The organism is Cellulomonas sp. FA1 (genome assembly GCF_000986825.1).
Lineage (GTDB): Bacteria > Actinomycetota > Actinomycetes > Actinomycetales > Cellulomonadaceae > Cellulomonas > Cellulomonas iranensis.
Genome location: NZ_LBMY01000001.1, coordinates 3,318,156 through 3,332,251, shown reverse-complemented (window position 1 = coordinate 3,332,251; position 14,096 = coordinate 3,318,156). Strand labels below are relative to the sequence as shown.

General features: G+C 73.3%; 12 protein-coding genes. 6 read left to right on the top strand and 6 right to left on the bottom strand.

The window, feature by feature from the left end:
- Nucleotides 1–57: 57 nt before the first annotated feature.
- The 4 genes from GY42_RS15070 to GY42_RS15055 all read right to left on the bottom strand — a co-directional run bounded on the left by GY42_RS15070 (nt 58) and on the right by GY42_RS15055 (nt 5,092).
- Nucleotides 58–1,734, bottom strand: coding sequence for an ABC transporter substrate-binding protein (locus GY42_RS15070; protein ID WP_046529950.1), 1,677 nt, complete (start codon nt 1,732–1,734; stop codon nt 58–60).
- 315 nt (nt 1,735–2,049) lie between these two features.
- On the bottom strand, nt 2,050–3,183 hold the full coding sequence (locus GY42_RS15065; protein WP_046529949.1) for a Gfo/Idh/MocA family protein: 1,134 nt from the start codon (nt 3,181–3,183) through the stop codon (nt 2,050–2,052).
- Nucleotides 3,180–3,872 (bottom strand): ThuA domain-containing protein, encoded by a 693-nt coding sequence (locus GY42_RS15060; RefSeq protein WP_046529948.1) that lies wholly within the window; start codon nt 3,870–3,872, stop codon nt 3,180–3,182. The genes GY42_RS15065 and GY42_RS15060 overlap by 4 nt, the downstream gene beginning before the upstream one ends.
- The gene (locus tag GY42_RS15055; RefSeq protein WP_082131586.1) at nt 3,869–5,092 is read right to left on the bottom strand and encodes a Gfo/Idh/MocA family protein; all 1,224 of its coding nucleotides are present in this window, start codon (nt 5,090–5,092) and stop codon (nt 3,869–3,871) included. Before GY42_RS15055 ends, GY42_RS15060 begins: the two co-directional genes overlap by 4 nt.
- Before the next feature lie 121 nt (nt 5,093–5,213).
- On the opposite strand from GY42_RS15055, the gene GY42_RS15050 reads away from it, so the two are divergent.
- Nucleotides 5,214–6,206 (top strand): LacI family DNA-binding transcriptional regulator, encoded by a 993-nt coding sequence (locus GY42_RS15050; RefSeq protein WP_236686811.1) that lies wholly within the window; start codon nt 5,214–5,216, stop codon nt 6,204–6,206.
- Between the two features lie 10 nt (nt 6,207–6,216).
- Here the strand turns inward: GY42_RS15050 and GY42_RS15045 are convergent, their stop codons facing one another.
- Together GY42_RS15045 and GY42_RS15040 are read right to left on the bottom strand one after the other, a co-directional pair.
- Nucleotides 6,217–7,854 carry a fucose isomerase gene (locus GY42_RS15045; RefSeq protein WP_046529946.1) on the bottom strand — a complete coding sequence of 546 codons (1,638 nt, stop codon included), beginning with the start codon at nt 7,852–7,854 and terminating at the stop codon, nt 6,217–6,219.
- Nucleotides 7,855–8,009: 155 nt separating this feature from the next.
- Nucleotides 8,010–9,047 carry a LacI family DNA-binding transcriptional regulator gene (locus tag GY42_RS15040; RefSeq protein WP_046529945.1) on the bottom strand — a complete coding sequence of 346 codons (1,038 nt, stop codon included), beginning with the start codon at nt 9,045–9,047 and terminating at the stop codon, nt 8,010–8,012.
- Nucleotides 9,048–9,215: 168 nt separating this feature from the next.
- On the opposite strand from GY42_RS15040, the gene GY42_RS15035 reads away from it, so the two are divergent.
- The 5 genes from GY42_RS15035 to GY42_RS15015 all read left to right on the top strand — a co-directional run bounded on the left by GY42_RS15035 (nt 9,216) and on the right by GY42_RS15015 (nt 14,023).
- Nucleotides 9,216–9,923 (top strand): GntR family transcriptional regulator, encoded by a 708-nt coding sequence (locus GY42_RS15035; RefSeq protein WP_046529944.1) that lies wholly within the window; start codon nt 9,216–9,218, stop codon nt 9,921–9,923.
- Complete coding sequence (locus GY42_RS15030; protein ID WP_052748424.1) at nt 9,920–10,786, top strand: dihydrodipicolinate synthase family protein; 867 nt, start codon at nt 9,920–9,922, stop codon at nt 10,784–10,786. Before GY42_RS15035 ends, GY42_RS15030 begins: the two co-directional genes overlap by 4 nt.
- 21 nt (nt 10,787–10,807) lie before the next feature.
- Entirely contained in the window at nt 10,808–11,749 is a 942-nt protein-coding gene (locus GY42_RS15025) for a carbohydrate ABC transporter permease (RefSeq protein WP_046531067.1), read from the top strand.
- Entirely contained in the window at nt 11,742–12,638 is an 897-nt protein-coding gene (locus GY42_RS15020) for a carbohydrate ABC transporter permease (protein ID WP_152667346.1), read from the top strand. The genes GY42_RS15025 and GY42_RS15020 overlap by 8 nt, the downstream gene beginning before the upstream one ends.
- Nucleotides 12,639–12,724: 86 nt before the next feature.
- Nucleotides 12,725–14,023 (top strand): ABC transporter substrate-binding protein, encoded by a 1,299-nt coding sequence (locus GY42_RS15015; RefSeq protein ID WP_046529943.1) that lies wholly within the window; start codon nt 12,725–12,727, stop codon nt 14,021–14,023.
- The last annotated feature ends 73 nt before the right edge of the window (nt 14,024–14,096 follow it).

Sequence of the window (14,096 nt, the reverse complement as noted above, 5' to 3'; positions counted from 1 at the left end):
GCCCGGTGGGCCGGCCCCGCGACGTCGGGGCCGGCCCACCGGGCGGGGAGGGCGGGGTCAGCCCTTCTCGGCGGCGCGCTCGCGCGCACCGTTGATCAGGTCCATGTACTGCTGGAGACCCTGGCCCTCGAGCTGGCTCAGGAAGGAGTCCCACTGCGACAGGTCACGCTGCCCGAGGATGAACTCGAGCGTCGCGGTGTCGACCGAGTCCTTGAGCGGCGTCGCCAGGAGCGACGACTGCTCGAGCTCGGCCTCGTCCAGGGGTGCGCGCGGGAACGGGTCGCGCGGCGTGCGGGTCGAGAGCACCGAGTCGATGTACTCGACGAACGCGGGGACGTTGTACGACTCCTTGAGCGCCCGCGACTCGGTGGACCCGGCGAACACGTCGTTGGCGAAGCCGAGGTCCTTCTTGATGTCGATCGTGCCGCTCGGGTTGAGGTTGAGCTGCTTGTGCGTGTACTCGGGGTTCAGCGTGTAGGTGTCGCCGTCCCTGGTGTACGTCTCGCCCTCGACGCCCCACTGGATCATGTCGCGGGCCTCGGGGTTGTAGTACAGCCAGTCGGTGAACTGCAGCAGGTCGCAGAAGTTCGGGTCGTTGACCGCGTCCTGGGTCAGCATGAAGCCGTTCCAGAAGTTGCGGGGCTCGACGACCATGCCGGCGGGGCCGCCCGGGGGCGCGATCTGCTTGAGCTCGTAGTCCGTGACGCCCGCGGCGTCGAGCGCGGTCGCGAACTCCTGGACGGTGCCGGACGCGCCGGACGCGGCGAACACCGTCTCGGCGGCGATCTTCTCGGTGACGGTGCCGCCGCCGTCGTTCGAGTCGGTGAACGACTCGGTGTCGAGCAGCCCGGCCTCGGTGAGGCCGTTGAAGTACTCGACCATCTGCTTGTAGCCCTCGGTGGTGGGCGCGTAGACGAACTCGTCGGCGTCCTCGTCGTACCAGGCGCCGGTGCCGAAGCCCCAGCCGCCGACCGTGCCGAACGAGTGGGCGGCGTAGTTGATCATCGACTGGCCCTCGAAGCCGTCCGCGAGCGGCTTGCTGTCGGGGTACTTGGCCTTGATCATCTCGAGGCCGGTCTGCAGGTCCTCCCACGTCTCGGGCGCGGGCGCGCCGACCTCGTCGAAGACGTCCTGGCGGATGATGAGCGTGAAGACGGGGACCGAGACCTCCTGCAGGCCCGGCACCATGTAGTACTTGCCGTCGGCCTGGCGGAGGTTGTCGATCATGTCGCCCAGGTCCCACTCCTCCACGTACTTCTGGAAGTTGGGCATGTAGTCGACGTAGTCGCTCATGGGGACCACGGCGCCCGACGCGGCGAACTGCCGCTCGTCGCCCGTGTAGGTGAGCGGGATGATCTGCGGCGCGTCGCCCGCGCTGATGAGGAGGCTGCGCTTCTCGGTCGCGTCGCTGAACGGGATGTTCGTCAGGTTGAGCTTGACGTTGGTGCGCTTCTCGATCTCGTCGAAGAACTGCCACGAGTCGGTGACCGGGTAGTCGGGCCAGTCGGTCCACAGGACCGAGAACTCGCGCGGCTCGGAGGCCTTCCAGGGCTGGTCCGCGACCGCGTCGACCGAGCACTCGAGGTCCTCGCCGCTCGCCGTGCCCCCGCCGCCGCCGCTGTCGCCGCTGCCGCAGGCCGCGAGCCCGAGGGTCGCCGCGAGCGCGGCCGCCCCGATGGCCCCGGCGCGCCGGCGTCGCGCCGTGCGTCCCGTGTACGTCCCGCCGTTGAGCATGTAGGTCTCCTCATCGAGTCCAGGCCCGGGCTACGCCGACCGGGCCGCGGACCGGCCGCCACCGTCCGCCGTCGGGCGGTGGTGCAGGTCCTCGTGCGGGACCCCGGTCGATGCACGAAAAACAGGTTGACGCGACCGGGGACCGATAGTTTCAGGAGGCTAGGTCCCGACATTCACCCCGTCAAGACCCACGAAGCCCCTGTGAAGTAACGATTAAGCGACAGTGGACGGACGCCCAGGTCGGGGTCGCGACGACGTCGCTGTCGATAGTTTCGACAGCGGTGCGTCGACCGCCGCGCGGGCGCCGACCGGACGTCAGCGCTCGGCGGCGACCACCCCCCGCGGCTGCGGCGCGCACCACGCGTCGCGCGCCGTGAGGGGCACGAGCGGCGGCACGACGGGCCGCGACGCGACCGGCACGCGGCCCGCACCCTCGGCGGACGCCAGGAGCGACGTCATCACCTCGAGCACGTGCGCCGCGAGCTCGCCGCTCGCCCGGTGCGCCCCGCCGCCGGGCCCGACGGCGTCGACCATGTCGAGCAGGCCGATCCCGCGGGCCGACCCCGCGTACCCCGCGCCCGGCGGGACCGCGTGCCAGCCCGCGTCGGGGGTCCACACCTCGACCTCGCCGTCGAACGCGTTGGGGTCAGGCACCGACACCGAGCCGCGCTCGCCGTGCACCTCGATCGGCCGCGCGCGCGAGCGCCCGCCGTCGAAGCTCACCGTCACTGTCGAGATCGCGCCGCCCGCGTGCTCCAGCAGACCCGTCACGTGCGTCGCGACCTCGACAGGCACGCGCTCGCCGGCCCGCGGGCCGGACCCGATCACGCGCTCGTCGCGCGCCCGCCCCGCGGCGCCCTGCACGTGCGTCACGGGCCCGAGCAGGTGCACGAGGGCCGTCAGGTAGTACGGCCCCATGTCGAGCAGCGGCCCGCCGCCCGCGCGGTAGTAGAAGTCGGGCTGCGGGTGCCAGCCCTCGTGCCCGGGCGACACCCACGTGGCGAGCGCGCTCGACGGCCGCCCGATCGTGCCCGCCTCGACGACGGCGCGCGCCGTCTGCACGCCCGTGCCGAGCACCGTGTCCGGTGCGCACCCGACGCGGACGCCGGCGGCGTCGGCGGCCGCGAGCACGCGTCGCGCGCCCTCCGGCGTGGCCGTGAGCGGCTTCTCCCCGAACACGTGCTTGCCCGCACCGATCGCGGCGAGCGCGACCTCCTCGTGCGCGAGCGGCACCGTGAGGTTGAGGACCACGTCGACCGCGGGGTCCGCCAGCAGGGTCGCGACGTCGACCGCGCGCGTGCCGGGGTGCTGGTCCGCGACGTGCCGGGCGCGGTCCAGGTCGAGGTCCGCGACGGCGACCACGTCGACGCCGCCGTGCGCCGTGAGCGTCTCGAGGTACGTCCGCGAGATGACCCCGACGCCCACGACGCCGACGCCGACGCGGCTCACGCGCGCGCCGCCCAGAGCATGCCGCGCTCCACGATCGCGCGCACCGACGGGTGCTGCAGCACCTCGGGCGTGTGGCCGGGCGTCGCGACGACGATCCGACCCTTCCCCCAGTGCCGCGTCCACACCGCGGGCGACGTGATCGGCCGGTGCCACGGGTGGTACGGCTGCGTCGGGTGGGTCGTGGTGGCGAGGACGTCGACGAGGTCGTCGTGCAGCACCCAGTACTGCTCGGACTCGAGCTCGAAGTCGTCGAGCCCCGCGGTGATCGGGTGCTCGCGGCCCAGGTCGGTGATCTCGACCGTGTACGGCAGGTAGTTGTCGGTCTCGTCGCCGACGCGCAGCGACGGCTCCTTGCCGGGGTGGGTCGCGAACTGCCCGCCGACCAGCTGCAGGTAGTCCGAGCTGTTCCGGTAGGAGTCGGCGATGCCGCCGTGCCAGCCGACCAGGCCCGTGCCCGCCTCGACGGCGCCGCGCAGGCCCCAGAGCTCGTCGTGGCCGATGCTCGACATCGTCACGCTCTGCACCACCAGGTCGGTGGCGGCCATGACCTCGGCGTCCGCGTAGACCTCGTTGGTCTCGTGGACGTCGACCTCGAAGCCCTGCTCGCGCAGGAACGGCAGGAACAGCTCGGTGGCGGCGACGGGCTGGTGCCCGTCCCATCCGCCGCGGACGACCAGGGCGCGCCTCACGCACCCACCTCCTCGTTCGTGGGGCGCGCGACGTCGGGGCGCGCGACGGGCGTGCGGGCCGAGCGGTCGGCCGCGCTGACGGCGACGGCGTCGAGGACGCGCTGCACGTCGAGCGCGTCGTCGAAGGTCGGGGACGGGTCGGTGCCGTCGGCGATCGCCCGTACCAGGTCGACGACCTGGTGCGTGAAGCCGTGCTCGTAGCCGATGCCGTGCCCGGCGGGCCACCACGCCGACATGTAGGGGTGGACGGGTTCGGTGACCTGCACGCGGCGGAAGCCCTGCGTGCGGGCGTCGTCGCGCGCGTCGTAGACCTCGAGCTCGTTGCTGCGCTCGTAGTCGAACGCGATCGAGCCGAGCTCGCCGTCGATCTCGATGCGGTTGGCGTTGCGACGGCCCGTCGCCAGGCGCGTGGCCTCGAAGACGCCGAGCGCGCCGCCGTCGAACGAGGCGGTGAACGCCGCGGCGTCGTCGACGGTGACGGGGCCGCGCTCGCCGCCGTCGCCGCGTCCGCCGAGGCCGACGTGCTCGCCCCCCACCGGACGGTCGGTGACGAACGTGCGGAGCACGGCCGAGACGTCGGTGACGCGGCTGCCGGTGAGCCACTGCGCGGTGTCGACCGAGTGCGCGGCGATGTCGCCGAGCGTGCCGCTGCCCGCGCGGGTCGCGTCGAGCCGCCACGTCAGGGGCGCGTCGGGGTCGGAGAGCCAGTCCTGCAGGTACTGGGCCCGCACGTGCCGGATCTCGCCCGTGAAGCCCTCGGCGACGAGCCGGCGCGCGAGCGCGAGGGCCGGTGTGCGGCGGTAGCTGAACCCGCACATGGCCAGCACGCCGCGCGTGCGGGCGTCGCGCGCGGCGGCGGCCATGCGCTCGGCCTCGGGCACCGAGTTGGCGAGCGGCTTCTCGCACAGCACGTGCTTGCCGGCGGCGAGCGCGGCGAGGGCGATCGGCTCGTGCGTGTCGCCCGGCGTGCAGATGTCGACGACGTCGACGTCGTCGCGCTCGACGACGGCGCGCCAGTCGGTCTGCGCCTCGTGCCAGCCGAAGCGGTCGGCCAGGTCGCGCGTGCGGCCGGCGTCGCGGCCGACCACGACCTGCAGGCGCGGGCGGCGGGGCAGGTCGAAGAAGGCGCGGGCGGTGCGCCACGCGTGCGAGTGGGCCCGGCCCATGAAGCCGGTGCCGATCAGGGCGACGCGCAGCTCGGACGTGGAGGGTCGCGACAATGGGACTCCCGCGTTGGTTTATCGATCAATCTGGTCCCAGCAGGCTGCCACGGCCCCCGGGTCCCGTCAACCACCCGGGAGGCGTCTGCCATGATCCCCAGCGGAGGTTGCGATGGTCACCATGAGCGACATCGCGCAGCGGACCGGCGTCACCGTGACGACCGTGTCCAACGCGCTGACGGACCGCGGGCGCGTCTCGGACGCCACGCGGTCACGGATCCTCGCGGTCGCGGACGAGCTGGGCTACGAGGTCAATCTCACCGCGCGCCACCTGCGCATGGGCCGCTCGGACACGATCGCGCTCATCGTGCCGTCGGTGCACGACTACTTCGGCGAGATCGCCGACAAGCTCGCCGTGCTCGCCGAGGCCACCGGGCGCCACCTCGTGCTCGAGCGCACGTCGGCCCTCACCGAGTCGGAGCGCGCCGCGATCACGTTGCAGCGGCTGCGCATGTTCGACGGCGTGCTGCTGTCCGCCGTCGGCCTCGACCACGCCGACGTCGAGCGGGCCCGCCGCCGCGTGCCGCTCGTCGTGCTGGGCGAGCGGCCCATGCCGAGCACGGTCGACCACGTGAGCCTGGCCAACGAGGAGGGCGGGCGGCTCGCGACCGCGCACCTGCTGGAGCACGGCGCCCGCCGCGTCGTCGTGCTCGGCGGCTCGCTCGCCGCCGAGTTCGGCATCTCGCACTCGCGCCTCGCCGGGTGGCGGCAGGCGCACGACGCGGCCGGCGTCCCCACCGACCCGCGGCTCGTCGTGCCCGTGCAGGACTACGACGTCCGCCACGCACGCGCCGCGCTCACGGCCCTGATCGCGGACGGCGTGCCGTTCGACGCCGTCTTCGCCGTGACCGACATGGTCGCCCTCGGCGCGATGTCCGCGCTCGCCGAGCACGGGCTGCGCGTCCCGCAGGACGTGCAGGTCGTCGGGTTCGACGACCTGCTGTTCTCCGACTTCCTGGTCCCCCGCCTCACGTCGGTCGACCCCCACTCGCGCGAGCTCGCCGCCACCGCCATGCGACTGCTCGAGCAGCGCATGTCCGGCGACGACGCGCCGCCCGAGCACGTCGTCAACCCGGTGTCGCTCGTGGTGCGGGGGTCGACGCGCGCGGGGTGACGGCGGGTGGTCAGATCTGGATGTCGCCGCAGAGGTGGACCTGGATGCCCATGCCGTGGAGCATGGCGGCCTTGGCGGTCAGGGCGTTGTCGGCGGTGGTCGCGTCGGGGGCGTAGGCGACGTTGAGGTGGTTGGCCTTGTGGCGGGCCATGAACTGGTCGCGGGTCACGCCGTGCAGCACGGCGTGCAGGATCGGCCACTCGGGGTTCGTGGCCTCCTTGCGCCGCTGGGTCTCGGCGGCGGGCAGGGTCACGGCGGTGGCGCGGCCCAGGTCGGCGTGCAACCGGCCGTCGGCGATGTAGACCCGGGACCAGACCACTTCCCCGGCCTTGCAGACGCCGTTGAGGGTGGACCCGCCGGCGGGGAAGAACACCGGGTCCTGCCGCCACCCCTCGGCCCCGGCGTACCCGCCGTCCAGGTGGGAGGCCGGCACGGACCCCGAGATCTCCCACACCCACACGAACCGGCCGTCGTGCTCCTCGCCCCAGCGCACGTCGTGCAACGTGGTCGCCGGGTCCAGACCCATCGCCGACCACACCCGGTTGGTCACCAGCGCGTCGACCGCGACACCCTCGTCGGCCTCGTTGAAGTGCGGCAACGCCCGCCCGTCCCACAGCACCCGCGACCCGTCACGCGAACGCACCGGCGGACGCGCCACGTTGTTCAACAACCCCTCGGCCAGGTCCGAGGCCGGGCACACGTCCTTCAACCCCTGCTGATACTGGATCCCCACCGCGTCCAGACCGAAGTCCTCAGCGATCCACAACGCCGCCACGTACATCTTGTACTGCCACTGCAGCTGCTCACGCGTCAGCTCCGTCGCCTCATCGGTGCCCAGACGGAACGTCATCCCCGCGTCCAGGAGCCACTGGTGGACACCGTTCGCGACCTCGTCGGGGACCTGCTGCATCTGCGCCCACAACGCCGACTGCGACAACCGCTCCTTGTAGATCCCCGTCGGGTTCAGCAGCTCGTCGTCGAAGATCGCGTTGTACATGCCCATGCAACCCTCGTCGAACACCCCGACGATCGCCTTCTCGCGCAGGAGCTGCGCCGCGAGCGCCTCCCCCAGGGCCTGCTCGGGCCCCTCCGGCAGCACCGGCAACGGGCGCACGTGCGACGCGTCGTGCACGATCCGCCACTCGGTCAACCACGCCGCGACCCCCGCACGGAACCACGCGTCCGTGCCGTCGACCGTCCAGATCGTCGAGTACTCCCGACCCATCTTCGTCATGCCCGCGTTCAACCCCAGCAGACCCACCAGACCCGGCCAGTCCCCCGCGAAGTTCGCCACCGTCAACACCGGACCCCGATGCGACCGCAACCCCGCCAGCACATGGTGCGAGTACTGCCACACCGCCTCAGCCACCACCAGAGGCGCATCCGGCGGAACGCTCGCGAACACCTCCAGACCCATCCGCTGCGAGCTGATGAACCCATGCCCCGTCACCGGATCCACCCCGTTCGCCCGCACCAGATCCCACCCCTGCTCCGCGAACGCGTCAGTCACCACCCGCTCCAGCTCGACCTGCGTCGCCCACCCCGCCGAGTTCGCCGACTCCCGCAGATCACCCGACGCCACCAGGAACGCCGTCCGCGGCGGAGCAACGGGCTCAGGGGTGACCTCAGGAAGGACGTACGTGGGCATGGCGACTCCTCGGGGCGCGACGCAGCGGCGGGACCTCGGTGTCCCGCTCGCGCGGTCCGTGCGCCGTCGTCGGCGTCCGCGGACCGTGGCGCCACTGTCGCAGTAATCGATTACAGGCGCAATGCCTCGCCCGCGCCGGACCGCCGCGGGACCGGCTACCTCGGCGTCGCGACCTGCTGCACCACACGCCGAGGGGGCACGTCGAGCCCGCGGATGCGCTCCATGAGCATGCGCGCCGCCGCGGCACCCAGGTCGCGCGGATCGAGCGGCACGAGCACCACACCGTCGGTGCTCGACGTCGCGAACGGCAGGTCGCCGACGATCGCGACGCCGCACCCCGCGACGTCGCCGCCCCCGGCCCCCGCCGCAGCCGCCCCGGCAGACACCTCACCCGCCGCCCGCGCCGACGCCGCGACGGCCACGCCGCGCTCGGCCAGCGCGCGCAGCACGCCGACGCCGCCGAGGTTGTTGGTCGCGACCACGGCGTCGGGTCGCGGCTCGCGGTCGAGCAGGGCGACCGCCGCGTCGTGCGCGCCCGCCACGCGGAAGTCGCTGCGCACCAGCAGGCCGTCGGGCGCGGGCAGCCCGGCGTCGGCGAGCGCGTCGCGCCACCCCTGCGCACGCTCGACCGCGGTGCTCGTGGCGGCCGGGCCCGTGACGCACGCGATGCGCCGGAACCCGCGCGCGAGCAGACCCTGCGTGGCGGCCCGACCGAGCGCGACGTTGTCGAACGTCACGAGGTCCACGTCGTCGGCCACCGCGCGGTCGACCGCCACCACGGCTCGGTCGCGCGCGAGCAGCGGCGCGAGCGCGGGGCGCCCGGAGGCGGCGGCGATGACGACGCCGGCCATGTTCTCGTCCTGCGCGACGGCCAGGTAGCGCGCCTCCTTGGCGGCGTCGTCGTCGGTGTTGCACAGCACCACGGACACGCCGTGCGCCTGCGCGACGTCCTCGACGCCGCGCGCGACGGCCGTGAAGAACGGGTTCTCGACGTCGGGCAGCACGAGCGCGACGACGTCGCTCGACCGGCGCCGCAGGGACCGCGCGGTGCGGTCGGGCGTGTAGCCGAGCTCGGCCGCGGCGGCCGTGACGGCGGCGAGCAGCTCGGGGCGCACGGGCTTGCCGTTGAGCGCGCGCGAGACCGTCGCGGTGGACACGCCCGCGCGGCGGGCGACGTCGACGATGCGGGGCACGGTCCTCCTCGGTCGGGGCCGCGGGCGCGCGGGACGCGGGGCGGGCCCGCCACATCGTAGGTCCGGACTTCACCCGCCCGGGCGGGTTCGGGGGCCTTGGCCGATCGTCCAGTAATCGATTACAGTCACCTGTTAACAGTTGACGCAACGTTCAAGGGAGAACGTCGCATGACCTGGTCCTCGCTCGAACCGGTGCCTGCCACCGCCCTCGGCGACGTCATCACCGAGCGGCTGCGCCGCATGATCATCGCCGGCGACGTCCCGGCGGGCGCCCACCTGGCCGAGCCCCGCCTCGCGGAGTCGTTCGACGTCAGCCGCGGCCCCGTGCGCGACGCGCTGCGCCGCCTCGAGTCCGAGGGGCTCGTCGTCGTGCGGCGTCGCAAGATGTTCGCCGCCGGGCTCACCACCGACGACGTCGTCGAGCTCTACGCCATCCGCGAGGCCGTCGAGACGCTCGCGCTGCGCCTCGCGCACGACCGCGCGGCCGACGCCGACTGGGGCGAGGCGCTCGACGCGCTCGCCACCATGCGCCGGGCCGCCGAGGCGGCGCGCTACACCGACTACGCGCACGCCGACCTCGCGTTCCACACGTCGTTCTACGCGCTGTCCGGCAGCCGCCGGCTGCTCGACATCTGGCGCCAGTACGAACCGACGTTCGCCGTCCTGCTGGAGATCACCAACGCCGAGGACGTCGACCTGGGCCCGTCGCTCGCGTCGCACGTCGCGATCCTCGAGACCGCCCGCGCCGGGCGCGTCGACGAGGCCGTGGTCGAGCTGCAGGGACACCTGCTCGGCGCGCGCACCCGCATGGTGCACGCGCTGAGCCGCCTCGACACCGGTCGCGCCGCGACCCCACCGGACGGAGAGACCGCATGAGCACCCGCCCCCACCTGCTGCCCGCCCTCGCGACCGCGTTCGCGCACGACGGGACGCTCGACGTCGCGTCCTGCCGCCGGCTGTTCGCGCACGTCGCCGACCTCGACGTCGAGGCGCACTTCGTCGCCGGCACCACCGGCGAGTTCGTCGCGCTGTCCGACGACGAGCGGATCGCCGTCCTCGAGGCCGCGGTCGAGGAGATCGGCACCGCGCACGTGTTCGCGCACGTCGGCGCCGCGTCCACGCACCAGGCCGTGACGCTCGCGCACCGCGCGCGCGACGTCGGCGCCACGCGGTTCGCGGCCGTCACGCCCTACTACACCGACGTGCCGGGCGACGCGCTGCTCGACTACTACGTGCGCCTGCGCGACGTGCTCGACGGCGACGACGAGCTGTTCGCGTACGTGTTCCCCGCGCGCACCGGCGTCGACGTCGACCCCGAGCGGCTCGCCGACGTCGTCGTCGCCGCCGGGCTCGACGGCGTCAAGGTGTCGGTTCCCGGCACCCGGTACGTCGCCGACCTCGTCGCGTCCCTGCCCGACGACGTGCCCGTCTACTCGGGCAACGACGCGCTGCTGCCCGAGGTGCTCGACGCGGGCGGCGCGGGCGTCGTCTCGGGCGTCATGCAGGTCGGGCCCGCGCCGTTCCTGCGGCAGGCACAGGCGCTGCGCGCGGGCGACCGCGCCGCCGCCCTCGCGGCGCGCGCCGACGTCGACCCGCTCGTCGCCGCCGTCGGGCCCAGCCTGCGCGCCACCAAGCAGCGGCTCGTCGACGCGGGGCTGTTCCGGACCGCCGTCGTCCGAGTCCCCGCCGCACGCCACCCGCGTCCCGCCCCCGTCGCACCCGCCGTCGCGCAGGTCTGACCCCGGAGGTCGATGATGACCATGAGCCTCACCACGCCGCCGACGGCACCGCCGCCGTCCCGCGCGCCGCGGCCTCCCGCGGCCGTCCCCGCCACCCGGCGCCGGTCGCTGCGGTCCTCGCGCCTGCCGCTCGCGCTGCTCGCGCCGGCCGTCGCGCTCGTCGCGCTCGTGTCCGTGTTCCCGATCCTGTTCGCGCTCAACCTGTCCGTGCACGAGACCCGGTACACGCAGGTCGGCGACCTCGTCGGGCTGCAGCACTACCTCAGCGTGCTGGCCACCGCGCAGGGCTGGGCCATGATCGGCCGGTCGATGGTCTACGTCGTCGGCTCGCTCGTGCTGGCGCTGCCGCTGGCGGTCGGGCTCGCGCACCTGCTGGACCGGCCCGCCCGGCTGCGCCGCGTGTTCCGCGTCCTCATCCTCATGCCCTGGGTGATCTCGCAGACCGTCGCCGCGCTGCTGTGGCGCTGGCTGCTCAACCCCGACTACGGGCCGCTCGGGCTCGGGAGCCTCGGCGGCCAGCGGGTCGACGTGCTCGCCGACCCCGTGCTCGCGATGGTCGCGCTCGTGCTCGTCAACGTGTGGCTCAGCTACCCGCTCGCGACGATCCTCGTGCTCGCGGCGCTGCAGGGCGTCCCCGCCGAGCTGCACGAGGCCGCCGAGGTCGACGGCGCCACCGCGTTCCGCCGGTTCCGGTCCGTGACGCTGCCGATGATCGCGCCCACCGTGTTCGTCGTCGCGATCATGCTCACGCTCCTGTACTTCAACATGGTCACGCTCGTGCTGACCTTCACCGGCGGCGGCCCGTTCAGCGCGACGCAGCTCGTGAGCCTCGAGGCGTACCAGCAGTCCTTCAGCTACTTCAACCTCGGCCTGGGCGCGGCGTACAGCGTGATCCTGTTCGTCTTCAACGTCGTCTTCGGCCTGGCCTACATCAGGATGCTGCGAGGTGACCGCGATGTCTGAGACCACCACGGCCCGCGTCGTCGCGCCCGTCGCCCGCCCGGCCGCGCGCCGGGTGCCGGGGCGCGGCCGCCACAAGCCCGCCGGCCCGCTCGCGTACGTCGGCCTCGTCGCCGCGTCGGCGTTCGCGGTGCTGCCGCTGCTGTGGGCGGTGTCGACGTCGCTCAAGAGCAAGGGCGCCGTGCTGTCCGACGGCGGCTGGGTCCCGGCCGCGCCGACCCTGCAGAACTACGCCACCGTGCTGTTCGACTCGCAGGTGCCGCGGTACCTGCTCAACAGCATCGTGGTCGCGGGCGGGTCGGTGGCCCTGACGATCGTGCTCGCGCTGCTCGGCGCCTACGCGACCGCGCGGTTCCAGTTCCGCGGCCGCGACGCGAGCCTGTTCCTCATCCTCATGACGTCGATGATCCCGGGCATCGCGATCCTCGTGCCGCTGTACTTCCTGGCGGTGCGCACAGGCCTGTACGACACGTACCTCGGCATGATCGTCGTCTACACCGCGTGGCAGGTGCCGACCGTGCTGTGGATGCTGCGGGGCTTCCTGCAGTCGATCCCCGCGTCGCTCGAGGAGGCCGGCCGCATCGACGGCGCGGGCGACCTGCGGATCATGGTGCAGCTCGTGCTGCCGCTCGCGAAGCCCGGCATCGCCGCCGCGTCCGTCGTCGCGTTCGTCGCCGTCTGGAACGACTTCCTCATCGCCTCGACCATGGTCAGCTCCGACCACAAGCGCCTGGTCTCGGTGGGGCTCTACAACTACCTGTCCCAGTACGGAATCGAGTGGGGCCAGCTCACCGCCGCCGTCGTGGTCACCGTCGTCCCGATGATCCTGCTCTTCGTCCTCATGGAGAAGCGCATCGTCTCCGGGCTCTCCGCCGGCGCGACCAAGGGGTGAACCGGGGCGGCCCCGCCGTCCCCGGTCCGTCGCACCGGCACCGCACGCACCTCGTCGCAGAACTCACTTCAAAGGAGAAGGAACTCATGCGCACCCACCTCACCGCGCGGCGTGCCGCCGTCGCCCTTGCGGCGGCCGTCGCCCTCACCGTCCCCCTCGCCGCGTGCGGCACCAGCAGCGGCGCCGAGCCCGGCGGCACGTCGCAGCTCGAGCTGTGGACGTTCCTCGACCCCGCGTCGGACGACGCGCGCGGCAAGGCCCTCAAGCAGGTCGTCGAGGGCTTCAACGCGAGCCAGGACGACGTCGAGGTGACCGTCCGGTCCATCAACTACGCGCAGATCGACGCCGAGGTCATCCGCGCCACCAGCTCGGGGCAGGGCCCCGACATCCTCAACGTGTACTCCACGCAGCTCGCGACGCACGTCGACGCGGGCACGCTGCAGCCGCTCGCGGACGTCGCGGGCGCCGACCTCGACACCCTGAAGGACGACTCGATCTTCCCGTTCGACGGCGTCACGTTCGACGGCGAGGTGATGTCCGTGCCGTGGGAGGTGCGGGCGTGGATGCTCTGGTACCGGCAGGACCTGCTCGACCAGATCGGGGCGTCGCTGCCGACGACGAGCGCCGAGCTGGTCGACGTCGCCGCGCGGCTCGTCGCCGAGACGGATGTGACCACGGGGCTCGCGATCGGGTTCTCCGACCAGGGCCTGGGCGCGGACTTCGTGGAGAAGTTCATCCCGTTCACGTGGGCCAACGGCGGCGAGGTCCTCGACGGCGCGGGCGAGCCCGTGTTCGCCGACGACGCGGGCGTCGCGGCGCTCGGCATGATGGCCGACCTGCACGACGCGGGCGCGTTCGGCGACGAGGCGCTGTCCATGACCGCCGACGACGTCGTGCAGGGCGTCGCCGCGGGCACCATCGCGATGGCCATCGAGGGCACGCAGCGCGTGGGCGCCGCCCGCGCCGGCGACGGCATCGGTGACAACCTGCAGGTCGCGCCCGCACCGTTCGACGCGTCGGGCCCGCTGCCCACCGCGGTGGCCGGCCAGACCACGGGCATCGGTGCGAACTCGGCCGACCCCGAGGGCGCGTGGAAGTTCATCGAGTACTACACGTCGGTCGAGTCGGCGACGGCGTTCGCCGAGGCGGGCGTGCTGCCCTCGCGGTCGTCGGTGTACGACACCGACGCGTTCTCCGCGCTGGGCAACGCCGACGAGCTGCGCGGCTGGCGCGAGTACATCGCCGAGCACGGCCGCGCCGAGGTCACCTCGACGCGGTTCAACGAGCTGAGCTCGGCGCTGGTCTCGGCCGGGCAGAAGGCCGTCTTCCAGGGCGAGGACCCGCTCGCCGCGCTCACGGCCGCCGCGTCCGCGTACGGCGGCTGACGCCGGGCGCCCGGGCCGGTGCACCGCCGGCCCGGGCGCCCGCGTCCCGCGGCCCCTCTCCCACCACCACCAC